At 44.6% G+C, this 13,758-nt stretch carries 14 protein-coding genes; 5 read left to right on the top strand and 9 right to left on the bottom strand.

Features of this window, described 5'->3' with window-relative positions:
* Positions 1-37: 37 nt before the first annotated feature.
* Both A8140_RS22730 and A8140_RS22725 read right to left on the bottom strand, forming a co-directional pair.
* The gene (locus tag A8140_RS22730) at positions 38-574 is read right to left on the bottom strand and encodes a DUF924 family protein (protein WP_005536454.1); all 537 of its coding nucleotides are present in this window, start codon (positions 572-574) and stop codon (positions 38-40) included.
* A gap of 57 nt (positions 575-631) precedes the next feature.
* The gene (locus A8140_RS22725; RefSeq protein WP_005536457.1) at positions 632-2,479 is read right to left on the bottom strand and encodes a M3 family metallopeptidase; all 1,848 of its coding nucleotides are present in this window, start codon (positions 2,477-2,479) and stop codon (positions 632-634) included.
* 241 nt (positions 2,480-2,720) lie between these two features.
* On the opposite strand from A8140_RS22725, the gene A8140_RS22720 reads away from it, so the two are divergent.
* A complete protein-coding gene (locus A8140_RS22720) occupies positions 2,721-3,089 on the top strand; it encodes a hypothetical protein (RefSeq protein ID WP_005536460.1) in 369 nt (122 codons plus the stop codon).
* A 66-nt stretch (positions 3,090-3,155) separates the two neighbouring features.
* On the opposite strand, the gene A8140_RS22715 is transcribed toward A8140_RS22720, so the two are convergent.
* Entirely contained in the window at positions 3,156-3,329 is a 174-nt protein-coding gene (locus A8140_RS22715; protein WP_005428284.1) for a hypothetical protein, read from the bottom strand.
* Between the two features lie 236 nt (positions 3,330-3,565).
* On the opposite strand from A8140_RS22715, the gene A8140_RS22710 reads away from it, so the two are divergent.
* Together A8140_RS22710 and A8140_RS22705 are read left to right on the top strand one after the other, a co-directional pair.
* A complete protein-coding gene (locus A8140_RS22710) occupies positions 3,566-4,696 on the top strand; it encodes a sugar diacid recognition domain-containing protein (RefSeq protein ID WP_005536461.1) in 1,131 nt (376 codons plus the stop codon).
* A gap of 148 nt (positions 4,697-4,844) precedes the next feature.
* Positions 4,845-5,978 (top strand): glycerate kinase, encoded by a 1,134-nt coding sequence (locus A8140_RS22705; protein WP_005536463.1) that lies wholly within the window; start codon positions 4,845-4,847, stop codon positions 5,976-5,978.
* A 99-nt stretch (positions 5,979-6,077) separates the two neighbouring features.
* Here the strand turns inward: A8140_RS22705 and A8140_RS22700 are convergent, their stop codons facing one another.
* From A8140_RS22700 to A8140_RS22685, 4 genes are all read right to left on the bottom strand, one after another.
* Complete coding sequence (locus A8140_RS22700; RefSeq protein WP_227740728.1) at positions 6,078-7,256, bottom strand: MFS transporter; 1,179 nt, start codon at positions 7,254-7,256, stop codon at positions 6,078-6,080.
* A gap of 23 nt (positions 7,257-7,279) precedes the next feature.
* Complete coding sequence (locus A8140_RS22695; RefSeq protein WP_033000667.1) at positions 7,280-7,684, bottom strand: VOC family protein; 405 nt, start codon at positions 7,682-7,684, stop codon at positions 7,280-7,282.
* Positions 7,654-8,403 carry a helix-turn-helix transcriptional regulator gene (locus tag A8140_RS22690; RefSeq protein WP_005536469.1) on the bottom strand — a complete coding sequence of 250 codons (750 nt, stop codon included), beginning with the start codon at positions 8,401-8,403 and terminating at the stop codon, positions 7,654-7,656. The genes A8140_RS22695 and A8140_RS22690 overlap by 31 nt, the downstream gene beginning before the upstream one ends.
* A 924-nt stretch (positions 8,404-9,327) precedes the next feature.
* Positions 9,328-10,764, bottom strand: a complete 1,437-nt coding sequence (locus A8140_RS22685) for an aminotransferase-like domain-containing protein (RefSeq protein WP_005534840.1) — start codon at positions 10,762-10,764, stop codon at positions 9,328-9,330.
* A 110-nt stretch (positions 10,765-10,874) separates the two neighbouring features.
* On the opposite strand from A8140_RS22685, the gene A8140_RS22680 reads away from it, so the two are divergent.
* Entirely contained in the window at positions 10,875-11,792 is a 918-nt protein-coding gene (locus tag A8140_RS22680) for a DMT family transporter (RefSeq protein ID WP_005534838.1), read from the top strand.
* 304 nt (positions 11,793-12,096) lie between these two features.
* On the opposite strand, the gene A8140_RS22670 is transcribed toward A8140_RS22680, so the two are convergent.
* Complete coding sequence (locus tag A8140_RS22670; protein WP_005534836.1) at positions 12,097-12,525, bottom strand: MarR family winged helix-turn-helix transcriptional regulator; 429 nt, start codon at positions 12,523-12,525, stop codon at positions 12,097-12,099.
* A 9-nt stretch (positions 12,526-12,534) separates the two neighbouring features.
* Complete coding sequence (locus A8140_RS22665) at positions 12,535-13,176, bottom strand: cytochrome b/b6 domain-containing protein (protein ID WP_005534834.1); 642 nt, start codon at positions 13,174-13,176, stop codon at positions 12,535-12,537.
* 128 nt (positions 13,177-13,304) lie between these two features.
* Here A8140_RS22665 and A8140_RS22660 point away from each other — a divergent pair, with 128 nt between their 5' ends.
* Positions 13,305-13,748 (top strand): cytochrome c, encoded by a 444-nt coding sequence (locus tag A8140_RS22660; protein ID WP_005534832.1) that lies wholly within the window; start codon positions 13,305-13,307, stop codon positions 13,746-13,748.
* Positions 13,749-13,758: the final 10 nt, after the last annotated feature.

Raw genomic sequence — 13,758 nt, 5'->3', positions numbered from 1 at the left:
GTGTAATAGTTCGTTTTCAGTTGGCAGGTGTGCTTGCTTAAAAACTGGACCCCGGCTGTTGTAAGAATTCCACTTCTTCTGCGGTGCTATCACGGCCTAAAATCGTATTGCGGTGTGGGTAGCGACCAAAGCGATCGATGATCACTTTATGCTTTAGCTCGAACTCGTAATTAGATTCTCGCCCAAGAGCTTTGAACAGCTTCTCTGCCTCTTCATGAATTCGCTTAGATTCACTGTGCATAAATGGCATGTACAAGAAGCTGCGTTCAACGTCCGTCAATTCTTGGTCTAAGCCTAAACGAATTACCTCTTGTGCCAAGGCAAGCGCGAGGGCATCTTGAGCGAATGCTTTGGGTGTATTGCGGTAAACATTGCGAGAGAATTGGTCGAGCACAATGATCTCTGCGAGTCGACCTTGCGCTGTCTCTCGCCAGTCAAACAATTCAGATTGAGCGGCTTGCTCTAAGGTGGTGAGAAAGCGCGTTTCGATTTGTTTATCGACGTCGGCGCTGCTCACAAACCAGTCTTTTGGTTCCAGTTCTTCAAACCAGAAAGTTAGGATATCTTGGTACATGGTTGCTTCCCTGATAGAAAAAGAGCTAGGAGTATAACCCCTAGCTCTTGGTTTGGCTTATCGACCGTAAGTCTCTTGGATGTAGTGCTCAAACTGCTCACACATCTGCTCGTCTGAGACTGAGTTGCTTGCAAGCTCTTTGCTGCCATCCACCACTTTGATGCTGGCATTTAAAGACGCCACAGAGGCACGTTCACGAGTTTGCAGCGAGGCAATTTTTTTCTGCTGCACTTCCCATGCTTGTTCTGGCGATAGGTTACATACGTCCGCCAGATACTTAGCGTTAAAGCCTTCACCCGTTAGGCTAACGATAGTCTCGTTGTGCGATAGGTGATTACCCGCATGCCAGTAATGTTTCGCCAGTAGCGGACCAATCTCTGGGTTGTCAGTCAGGTAGCCAAACTTGTCGAGAAAGTAAGCGCGAGTCTGGTAAACCGCCATGTGTGCTAGCAAGTAACCGTGGTAGGCACACGCTGCTTCATCAGACAGAAGGTGTGGAATTGCCATCAATGGGCGTGGGCTGCATTCCAAACCAATAATTTGCTTTTCACAATCGCGTGCCAGTTTAGTGATGCGCTCTGGCGTCAGTTCTTCATCGCTTAATTGGTAAAGCGCACGTTCAAAATACGGCACAACCAAAATGCTGCGCTCTTCGTACGCTTTGAATGGCTGACGGCTGTTGATCATCGCTTGGATGATCTCATCCGGTACTGGGTTACCTTCTGCGTCCAACGCGTATTGTTTTAGCCAATCGGCATCGGTCAACAGGCTGTCACAGAACATGGATTGTGTTTCTGCGTATGCCATGGAAGTTGGTGCGAACTCTTGAGAGAAACACGGCGCGTTCATCTTCACGTTAGCGAAGTGTGCAGCGTGACCCCCTTCGTGGAACAGAGTATTGATGCCATCGTAGCCGCTGCCAACTTGGTCTGGCTTCGCGTTACTGGTGAAGTTCACCTGCGCGGCAACCCATTCACCTTGGTTGTAGAACGATGGGATAGGGCCATGGCAGAAACCGTTCGGGTATTTGCCTTTGCGATCAAGCAGGTCTAGTGTAAGTTCTGCGCCTGAGTATTCGATGTTAAGACGGCCGAACGATTCTACCCAGCGACGTAGTGATTTTGAGAACGGTACGTACGGGTCTAGGTCACGCATGACGTCACCCGCGAACGAGTAAATAAAGTTGTAGCCAGTCAGTGCGCTTTGACCTTTTTGCTCAGCAAGGTTTGCCAAGCTGCTTAGGTGAGCATCGCGCGTGCGCTGTTCAAAGTCATCTAAGATGCTGAACAGTTGCTCTGAGCTCATCTTTTCCGTCTTCTTCACTGAGTAGTCAAAGAAGGTCTCGTAGCCCAAAGAGCGTGCGAACTGGTTACGCAGTTTGATCAGCTCAATAAAGCCGTTTTGTAGCAACCATTGCTCAAGGTCGAGCAGCGTTTGGTGCGCAGATTGACGCACTTCTTCGTGATTATTAGCGCGAATGGTCGAAGACAATACTGGCAACGAGCCCTCGGTTTGTTCACCGTTTTCATTGGTAAACGTCAGAACGTGATTTTGCTTTTTCTCGAACAACTCGGCTTCAAATGCAATCAGATCATTCTTTTGCGCTTGAGCTTGTTCGCCTTCAATTGCATGCGATTCAAACGTTGCCAACCAGCCTTGCAGACCAATTTGCGTTTGCTGTTTCTCTTGTGGCTCAGCGATTGTTTCAGCCGCTTCAAGTTGTGCTTTGATAGCAGAGATTTGCTCGGCGTTGCTTAAGAAATTGGTCCAAGCGGTTTGTGCTTTTGTCGAACCATCGTGGTCGTCGCTGATGCCCATGTACGTCTCCCAAAAGAAATCTTCTTTGGTGCGATGGATAGCGAGGTAACGTTGGTTGAGGTCGTTTAGGTATTCCGTTGCAGTCATTTTGATCCTTCAAATGTTTGCTTTATTGAGGTTTTTATCGTCGTCGATTATTACACGCCTAAGCAGCAGAAGGAATGCGAAATCCATTTGTTATGTTTATGGCTTGTAAACAGGGATTTACCGGACTTTTTACATGTGCAGGCGTCAGTCACAAAATCTTTCCGTTTTTGATTAGAAATCGTGGAGTGCAGTTTATACAATTCGGTCTTTCGCAGTGGTGCTGAAAGTAAGGAAAATAGTAATGAAAACAAGAATAACAGTGGGCTTAATGGGGTTAACATTAGCAGGATGCTCAACGACGCCGCCAACCAATGACCAAGTGCAGATCATAGAAAAAAACTGCGCTGTGATACTGAGTGAATCTGCAAACTCAGAACAGCGTCAGAATGCTTACAACCAGTTAATCGAAAGCTATAGCGAGCGTTATGTGGATGCCAACAATCGAAAACAGTCGACAAGCTGGGACTTGTTTCGCCAAAACGTCATTCATGATGGGAATGGTCAGTTAACCCGAGAATTTATCGAAGTAAGTGACTGGGGTTGTGCGAATGGCAATTATCTAGAAGAGGTGCATCTGTTTGTAGAGGAAGCGCAAACCTCTGGTCTGTAATGAATAAGCCGAGCGATGGCTCACTCGGCTAAAAGGTTGTGGTCTTGTTGACGCGTATCCTAGAGATTATTCCTCAGGGTATTCGCCCATACCTTGCGTTTGCCCTTCTGCTTTCCAATGCTCGCCTGGGTCAAAAGCTTCATCGCATAGATCGACGGTGTAGCCCATCTCGGTAATTTCTTTCAGGGTGAGGTTGTCAGCAATTTTGGCAATGTCGCCCGCCTTGTTCCGCAGTTCCATAGTCTCCCTCCGGTCACTGTGTGGTTGTCGGTTCAAGTCGCGCCAAGTACAAAAACTTGGGTGGCTCGGCTATAAGTATAAGCAGTGATGCTCGACTTTACGGGTAGGTAGCCATAAATAATTTAAGGTTAATTGCGTGATGTTTCACTTTGGCGTTGATTTCAGTTCAATATCATGGCGATAGAAGACAAAGTGTGATTTATTGACGCCTCAATCGTGGAATTTTAGGAACGGAAATGGTGATTCTCGACCACACACTCGCGCAGCAAATTGTCGATCGCACCATGTCGATCATTGGTCATAACATCAATGTGATGAACGCGGCAGGGACCATTATTGGTAGCGGCGATGCTGAGCGCATTGGTCAAAAGCATGATGGTGCAGTGCTGGCGCTGAATCATGGTGACTCGCTAGAGTTGGATGAGCAAAGTTGCCAATCATTGCAAGGCGTGAAACCGGGCATCAATATGCTGCTGCACTTTAAAGGTGAAGTGGTGGGCGTGTTGGGTGTCACTGGCAACCCTGAACACATCCGAGCGTTCGCTCAGTTAGTGAAGATGACAGCAGAACTGACGATTGAACAAGCTTCGCTGGTGGAGCAATTGCAATGGGATCGTCGCCATCAAGAAGAGTTTGTCTCAGCATGGTTGAACCAACAACTTAGTGATTCCGAGTTGCACGATTGGGCGCAGCGTCTTTCCATCGATTTAGCAACACCCCGAGTTGCTGTCGTGATCGAGCTTAAAGCAGAGAATGTTCCTGTTAGTTTGAACAGCGTGCGCGGCCTAGTTGACGTGCTGTATCGGTCTGAAGATAAGCCGTTGGTGGCGATCATGTCGATGAATGAAATCGTCGTTCTCAAGCCTTTACGTTCCTCTTCGAATAGCGACCAAAGTGTGCTGGATAGTATTCAGCGCCGCTTAACGGCCAATCAAATTGATGATGTCCGTCTCGCGATTGGGCAACGTTTTGATAGCGCACTACAGCTTCCTCTTTCCTACCAAAGTGCAAAGCAGGTGCTTGCTGTTGGTCGTCGCTCTCATCCAGAACAAACCATGCTGGGCTTCTCTGAATATCGCTTACCTGTGTTACTCGCCCCCTTAGCCGACTCTTGGCAAGGTGAACAACTCGCTCAAGCGATGGCGACTTTGGTTTCGGCAGACAAATCTGGACAGTTAGTAAAAACTTTAGAAGCGTATTTTCAAGCCAATGGTAACGCCAATGACTGCGCTAACGCTTTGTATATTCATAGAAATACCTTGAGATATCGTCTGGATAAAATCAGTGAAGTGACGGGCATCTCGACGCAAGATTTTACGGGATTGACCGAGCTGTATATTGCAAGTCAGTTAAGAAAGCTAAATTAGCTGGTTGTGCAAATGCACAAAATGATTCAAGCATAGTCAGCATTGTTTGGATGGTTGACTAAAGAATGTGCCGAAATTTTAAGTGAGAATAGCCACATTGATGACGTACAACTTGTCGCTCGCAGCGTGCTGTTTTCAGGAGAATGAAATGAAAGTTGTGATTGCCCCAGATTCGTTTAAAGAGAGCTTGACCGCCAAACAAGTGAGTGACGCGATCAAGACGGGTTTGTCTCATGTTTGGCACGATGCAGAATTCGTTACGGTACCTGTTGCTGATGGTGGTGAAGGGACAGTTCAATCTTTGATTGATGCGACTGAGGGCGAGCAGGTTTTCGTGACCATAAAAGGCCCACTTGGCAATGATGTGAAGGCGTTTTACGGCATTCTAGGTGACGGTGAAACCGCAGTGATCGAGATGGCAGAGGCAAGTGGTTTGCACCTTGTGCCAAGTGAGCAACGTGACCCAAAAAACACCAGCAGCTTTGGTACTGGTCAGTTAATTTTGAATGCGCTTGATCGCGGTATTCAACGCTTGATTATTGGCCTGGGTGGCAGCGCAACCAATGACGGCGGCACGGGTATGTTGGCGGCGTTGGGTGTTAAGTTTTTGGACGGTGATGGTCAGCCAATCACACCCAACAGTGGCGGTTTAGTTGAGCTAGTAAGCATTGATGTGTCTGGTCTCGACGCTCGCTTAGCGAACTGCGAAGTGCTGGTGGCATGCGATGTGGACAACCCATTGTGTGGCGAGAAAGGTGCATCAGCGATTTTTGGCCCACAGAAGGGCGCGACGCCGGCGGATGTAGAGCTGTTAGATTCTGCTCTAAGTAAATACGGTGTACTGACAGAGCAGGTGACAGGCAAGCATGTGCTGACTCAAAAAGGCGCGGGCGCCGCCGGTGGTATGGGCGCAGCGTTGCTTGGTTACTTACCAGCACGACTTAAGCCGGGTATCGAGATTGTGCTAGAAACCGTAAAGCTCGCAGAGCATGTAGCTGACGCTGATATTGTCTTTACTGGCGAAGGCCGTATTGATTACCAAACTGTGCATGGCAAGACACCAATGGGTGTGGCGAAAGTGGCGAAAGAATACGGTTTGCCTGTCATTGCCTTAGCAGGTTGCACAGGTGATAACTTCCAAGCCGTCTACGAGTGCGGTATTGACGCAGTATTTGTATGTGTACCACGCGCAATGAGCTTACCAGAAGCTTTGGAAGAGGCGGAAGTGAACCTTACGAACTTGGCTGAAAACGTAGCCAGATTGTGGCAATTACCCCGTTAATTCTCTTATTGCTTTTGAATTTTTTATAGACAATATCGTCTTTCATTTAGAAAAAACGATATTGTCTCTGAAGTTAGCCTTTTAACCCATTAGAATCATTCAGTGTTGTTGAAGAGTAGGGGTATGGGGCTGAGCGGGTGGCGTGAGAGAATAATGCACGGACAGAAGGGCTGGTATCACACATAGAGCTGCGTACAATCCGACAAAGCTAGCATCATATTCAGTTGTCATCGCCACAACTAGCGGAGTTAAACCACCAAAAATAGACAATGCGATATTGTAACAAAGTCCAAGAACTACCGTTTGGTTTTTCGCTATTTGCGCGAGGACCACGGCTAAATTGGCGAGTATTATTGCAGAAATTATGCTTATGATGAGCATTCCTACGATGGCTACTTCTGTTATTGCGTGAGTTAATAGCCAGTAAGTGGGAAAATAAAGAAGTGCGCCAGCCAAAGAACTTGTTCTAAAAGCGTGTTTTGGCGTGGTTATCTTATCGGTTAAGTAACCAGATAATAGAATACATGCCAACAATAATGACGAGTTTATCAGCGAGAAGTGGGGAATATCGACTGATTTTTGCAAAATAGTGCTCGATAGATTTTGTATGTAAAAGACAACCGCCCCCCCCATCGAAATAAAGAATAGTGGTATCCACTGTCTTGGACTCTGCTTTGTTTTTTCTACAACAGTGTTGACTTCTTTAGGTAATTTAGAGCGAAACCAAAAACTGACAGCAATATTAACTCCACCAATGAGAAGTGGGATTCTCCATCCATAACTTTGCATTGCTTCACTTGAAAGTGTGAACTTTAGTGTTTCAACAATAGCGATAGACAATAAAACACCGACAATAGAGCTCGCCACAATGAGGCAGCTTGTTCTTGCTACTTCTTTTTTTGGGGAGTGGTTCGTTAAATAATTTATAACGGTTGGATACTCTCCTCCAAAACTAAATGCTTGGATAATTTGCAGAAAGAGAAAGTAAAAAACAACGTACTCAAGTTCAGTGGGCAGTGCGGCCATAGTGAGCGTTGCGAAACCAGTAAGGCTACTAGTCATTATTAATGCATTTTTTTTGCCGTAGTAGTCTGCGATGTTTCCAACGATATAGCCACCAAGAGGGCGTAGTAAAAAGCGTAAAGCAAACATCCCCCATATTAGAGTCGTAGCATTCTCATATCCATGATTTTCCATAATTTGAGTGAGAAAGGGGGCGATTGCTGCGAATACAGCAATATCATAAAACTCCATTGCATTGCCAGCAACGACAGCCAACCTTTGCTTCCAAGTCAATAGCATTAGATATTATTCCTCTGTATAAATTCTACTTGATTACATTCTGGGTCTAGAGCGAAAAAGTACGAAAAGAGACCTAATCTCGCTTTCTGTATTTCACTACATTGATAGTTTGGACTTAGTTTTTCTCTTGTTTTTTTTAGATCACTTACTTGCAAAGCAAAGTGACTGATACCTGTTTTTTTTAACTCAGGTAAAGTTTGTGAATTATTGATGGTTATGTCTTTTTGGTCCTCCTTTGGAAAGTTAAATAATTCAATATAAGTATGATTGCCACGCATCAATAAGATAGTGACGCCATCATCCTGATAAGAGCGGTATTTATCAAAGCCGATTTTTTCGTAGAAACGGCAACATTGTTCGAGATTTCGACATGTTATTGAGACATGGTGTAGTTGGATAGACATGCTTGAGCGATCCCCGATCTCTTGAGCGCATTAAAGAGGTATGAAGATGATTTTCCAGAGCAATTAAGCTTTCTTTTGATAGATTCAATTCTTTTTCTTTCTGCTGTCTCGCTACATCGATGAGTCCAAGCGATTTCTTTTATTGATTTCAGCTGTAAGAGCCATTGAATCGTTTGCATTTCTTTTTCTGAGAAAGTTAGGCCACCAAATGAGTATTGAGAAATATCGATGTTAATTAACGCTTCATCACTGGCCGGAGCGAGTTTAGGTGTGGGTATATTAAGGCAACTTGGTTTTTCCGTATGCCATATATTTTGAGCTAAAAAGCCTATTTTCGGTTTTAGTGAAGAAAGGTTCAAAATAGAACGAGCGCTGAGTGGTTGATTGGAAGCCAATGAAAGTATATCGATATATTCTTCGTTCTTTGTGGTAACATCCACTTTTTGTTCAGCATGTATCTTTTTGAGTATTTGCTTATGATCTTCATCTATTTTATCCCAGACATTTACACCCTCTCCACACCGTTTCCCAACGGATTTATACATATCTTCTGACCAATATTCTAAGTGCCAGCTGTAGTCTGTACAGATTGTTAATAGTTTATTTTGAACAGTATCTATTCTTGAAAATGCAACGTGAATCACGTTTCTATTATTGAAGCCAAGGTGGCTTTTAAATTTCTTGCATGCTTCTTCCATGTTTCTTTCTTCAACGTTCATATCTAAACACCTGAAAAATTGGCAAAATTTTACGGTTACCATATTTTTATGTATTTGTCAGGTTCTAAAATTAGTAACCTGACAATAAATATGAGATTAATGGATAATGTATACCACTGTTACATCAATTAATAAACTATATTTTATAAAATAGAAATATTAACTTAATTGTAGATAATTGATGATAAAATTGTCATAGAATAAACGTGATTTTGATCGTGATAGAATTATAAATAATTGGCATTTAATTTGGGGATAATAAAACTAGAAATGGTTTATCCGATAAAATAGTCAGAATTTTGACTCTGATTGATAATTTATTTCCAGCTGCTTCGCGAATGGAATCTGTGACTTGAATAACCGTGAGAGTACTAATCTCTCTTATACCTTGCCCCCCCTTAGTCGATCGGAGCCTTTTTAGCCATTTGTACTAAGGGGCTTTTTATTAAGTGATACAATGTCAACGATATCTATTGGTATCTTTGTATCGACTGTGACTAATTAGTTATTGCTAATATTTAAATCAAAGGTTGCAAGCCAAAACGTAAAATATACTTAAATGCGCTAAGAATATTGGTCTGCTGGAGAGTAAAATCTTACCTTTAATATTGTGTGGTTCGGGCGATCAATGCACCCGAGACTTCTGGTTGATTAGTAATGGAAGTCGCTAAGTTGATGAGGCGTTGTCTTCGAAGGTCTTGAAGTTGAGCTTGTTAACATTGTTCTCGTGCCCAATGCTTAGCGTATGAATATGTCATCTTAGTACTTCAGTGAGGAAGATTAAGTGATCAGATCGCATACACGCGAAAGAGTCCTAAAAAATCCCCAAGCTATAGGCTTGGGGATTTGTGTATAGGAGACAGCCCAATTACTGAGGCTTTGTTGTATCTGTGCTGAATGCTTGGAACGGAATGTCTGGAGCGACTATTTAACGTACTGAGAAATCAGTGCTGCCAGCGTTTCCATCGCAGGGAACCAGTTTTTCTCCGCTCCAAAGTTCGCTACGCTGAGACGAATACAGTTTTGATACTGTCCCTGAGTGCCGAATACCGAGCCGGGCAGAATGCTGATTTTGTGTTTGTTACAGGCTTGATAAAGCGCATAGCTGTCAGTTTTGGGTGGCAAGCGTAACCAAAGCAAGAATGAGCCTTGTACTGCATTGATTTGGTAGCGGTTTTTTAGTTCAAAGTGTGCATCTAAGCATTGATTGAGCATCTGCAAATATCGTCTCACGTTGGCTTGGTAAACACGGCACATACGCGCAGTGTGAGTGCGGTATTTGCCTGAGGTTAGAAAAGTGCCCACTGCCGATTGCATCAAGTTCAAACTGCCCATGTTTTCACATAACAGGTATTGCTCGACTTGAGCGCGATAACGTCCCGCCAACATCCAACCAATACGAAGGCGTGAATCGAGCGTTTTCGATAACGAGTTGACGTAAATCACTCGTTGCTTCTCGTCTAATTTGCGTAAGCTTGGCAAGGGTTTGTCGTAACTCAACGCACCAAACACGTCATCTTCAATGATTGGAATATCTCCAGAAACCTTAAGCAGCTGCTCACGTCTTTCAAGGGGCATCATTGAGCCTGTTGGGTTGGTGAAGTTTGGCGTTACAATAATGACTTTGATCTCCCACGTCGCCATGGCTTTTTCTAGCGCGTCTGGATCCATACCATCACGAGGACAACTAGGGATCTCGACCACTTGTAAACCGAGAGATTCGAGCATCAACAAGTTACCGAAATAGCAGGGGGATTCCACTGCCACAATGTCCCCTGTCTGTGTTGTTGCTCTGAGGGCAAGACTGATCGCTTGCTGTGCACCATGGGTGACCAAAAGATCATCCACGTTTGCAGGCGTTCCCAGATCTTGGGTGATCTTCGCCAGCTGTTTGACCAATAAGTCATCACCCGGTGGCAGTTGATAATGGCTGGAAATATGACTCTGTTGTCGACTCTGGCGGCCGATTTCGGCATACAAGCTTTTGATGGCTGGCGCATCAATGTTTGGGTGTGCTGAGCCCGTCGGAAGCAGCTCTTGATACTCGGGGTGGGTGAGGATTTGTTTGCATACCGAGAGCAAATCCACGCGCGTAGGCTTAGCAATCTTGGCTTCATGTCGCTCGGTTGGTTTTACTCGATAACCGGATTTTGGCACCGAGTAAACCATGCTTTGTGCTTCTAGTTCCTGATAAGCGCGGATCACTGTGTTCTTGCTTAGCTTGAGTTCAGTGCTCAATTGACGGATGGAAGGCAACTTGTCGTTTGGCTGATAAACCCCATTGCTGATCGCTTGTTTGAGATGCTTCTCGACGATCAAATACTTATTGGCATCAAGTGTACTTGCTAAATCTGTACCCATAAAAACACTTCCATCTGTCACTTTTTGAAAACACTGTACCTAACTACATTAGCAACATTCGAGATTTAAGAACATTCAAGATTTAAAAATAAGTAGAGTGAGAGCGAATCATGTTAATTAGAGCCATTCCTTTTGTATTTGTGATCCTTTGGGCTTCTGGATTTGTTGGTGCGCGATTTGGTTTGCAGTACGCCGAGCCTGCGACCTTGTTGTCGATTCGCATGGCGTTTAATGTCCTGCTGTTTCTGGTGATTGTGACTTTTCTGCGTCGTCGCATTCCAACGGGAAAAGATTTTTGGCACAGCTGCTTTGTCGGGATATTGATTCACGGCTTTTACCTGGGTGGAACGTACTTCGCCATCAGTTTGGGAATGCCGGCGGGCTTAAGTTCGCTACTCGTCGGGATACAGCCTATTTTAACGGCGGTATTGTTGGTGGCGTTCGCATCTGAGCAGTTCAAACCATCACAGTGGATTGGTTTGTCCTTGGGTTTTGTTGGTATTGCTATGGTGCTCATGGGTAAGATGGAGTGGCAATCAGATTTGCACAAAACCTTAGCGATTGGTGTGTGTCTGTCTTCGCTTTTTGGTATTACTGTTGGCACGCTGTATCAAAAGAAATACTGCCAACAAGTGGATATGGTGGGCGGCGCGACCGTGCAGTATCTAGCAGCATTGGCCATGTTCCTGCCCATCGCGATGCAGTTTGAAACCATGCAGGTGCAATGGACGACGGAGTTCATTCTGACCTTAATCTGGCTTGTGGTCGTGCTGTCTTGTGTGGCGATTCTGTTGTTGCTGTACATGGTGAAGAATGGTGCGGCATCGAGTGTTGCTTCTGTGTTTTACCTTGTGCCTCCGACCACGGCGCTTCAAGCTTGGTTTGCCTTCGGTGAGTCGTTTGATTGGATGGGCATTGTTGGTTTTGTCTTGGCGGCGACAGCGGTCTACTTAGTCGTGAAAAAGCCCAATTTATCAATGTTTAAATCAAATTTTGTACAGGGTAAAGGGAACATATACCTAAAGTAAGTGGAGGAACAACACGCTTACATATTACAAACTCTGCTCGATAGTGATACTTAGCTTCAATGCTATACAGTTCGCTACCCATTCTAGTTTAGATCGTGTGGTGTATATTTGGCCACAAGGGTACACCTTGGAACATGAAGCGTGCTAATACGTAAATCAAGCGTCGACGCGTTCGGTGGTTAGAGGGCAGGCTGCAGAAGGTTGTTATACATCAAGCAAACAGGCGCGAGCATAAAAGCATAAAGCCCCAAGTGCAGAACTTAGGGCTTTATTTATTAATGGGGCGGAAAAACTTAGCGAATCATTAAATCTCTGCGACCAACTTATTTAGCAAGCGAAGCATCTCTTTTTGCTCTGCTGGCTCTAGCGGACTCATCAACTCTTTATTAACAGCCAATGGAATTGGCAGCAAGGTTTCTTTGAGGCTTCGTCCTTCCTCCGTAAGGTAGATATGGAAAGAGCGTCGGCACTTTGGGTGGGGATGGCGTTCGACTAACCCTAACTTTTCCAACTTATCTAATGTACGAGTTGTGGTTGAATCTTCTACCTTTGATTTAGCTGCGATATCGCGCTGCGTCACGCCTTCTTCCTCCCACAAACACATCATGGTCGGCCACAGTGCAATAGTAAGCCCATGTTTTTTGAACTCGGCATCAAGTCGCTTAGCTGCATCGTTTGCAACGACATTGATCATCCAGCCAAAGTTGTCTTGTCTTTCAAACTGTTCGCTCATTTTTTACTCTTATGATAAAGCAACTATCACAATAGTAACCAAAGTTGCAGCAACAAGCACCCAGAAAGCATGGCTTTGTGGCGCGAGATAGACAATTTTTTGTTCCGTTAAGAGTGTGTGCTTGTTCATTTGGGCTTGTTTGCCCGTGATCATCGCTTTCACTAAGGGCTTACCTTTCAGCTTATAGAAAAAGATTGCACCAATATGTAAGGTGACCAGTAAAGGCAAAAGATCGGCGAAGGTTAGGTGTAACCACTCAACCTTCGCAAAGACGTTATCGTTAAGCCAAATATCGGAATATGGCCACGTATCGAATAGGCCACTGAGAGCCATTCCAGACATACACTGTAAAAGTAATGTCGTCAGTAATGCAGCCACCATCCAACCGCCAGCAGGATTATGCCCTACGGTCGCGGTCGACTTACCTCTCAAGTAAGAAATAACATCTTTTGGCCCGCGGAGAAACTGGCGAAACAAGCTGGTTTCGCTGCCGATCACTCCCCAAATTAATCGCCATAGTAACAAGGTAAATAGCATTAATCCCAATTGAGTGTGTGGCCCTATGCCAGACAGTCCTGATGCCATCAAAGCCATAAAAAGTAATGCCTGGGCCCAGTGATAAAGTCGCGTTGCTAAATCCCAAATTTTCATAATTACTTTAATCCTTTCTTTGTATGATGATCTTTTTGTGCAATTTACATAACAACAGTTGCGTGCGCAATATTTGTTATGTAAATTAAGTGCAAAATACAGCAAAAACGAAAATCAAGGAGAAAACAATGAGAAAGACATTGGCACTGATTGCACTTTTACCAACCATCTTTGTTCCTAGGATACTGATTGCACAAGATTTCAGCGTTCAAATCGAAACACGTCAGAGCGCATTTGATCAAATTGAGTCCCTGTCTAAAAAAGCAGGTAAAGAATTGAAAGGCAGCAATATCGACTGGAAGACCCTAGAGCAGATTGGGATTGAACTCACTCGTCAGAGCGCACAATTGCAGTATGCCTTTCCGCAAGGAAGTCAAGCCGATACCAGAGCAAAGAAAGAAGTGTGGGACAAACCTGATAACTTCAACCGTTTGATGCTGCAAATGGATGAAGGGTTTATGGATTTATATCATGCCGCACAGAGACAAGAATCCTCATTAGCTGAAGAAGGACTTAAACAGTCTCTGAATGCTTGCCGTAGCTGTCATCGTACGTACCGGAGTCGCTGGTAAGCTGACGGTC

Source organism: Vibrio campbellii CAIM 519 = NBRC 15631 = ATCC 25920, from assembly GCF_002163755.1.
Classification (GTDB): Bacteria; Pseudomonadota; Gammaproteobacteria; order Enterobacterales; family Vibrionaceae; genus Vibrio; species Vibrio campbellii.
The sequence above is the reverse complement of the archived record's forward strand: the minus strand, read 5'-3'. Positions and strand labels throughout refer to the sequence as shown.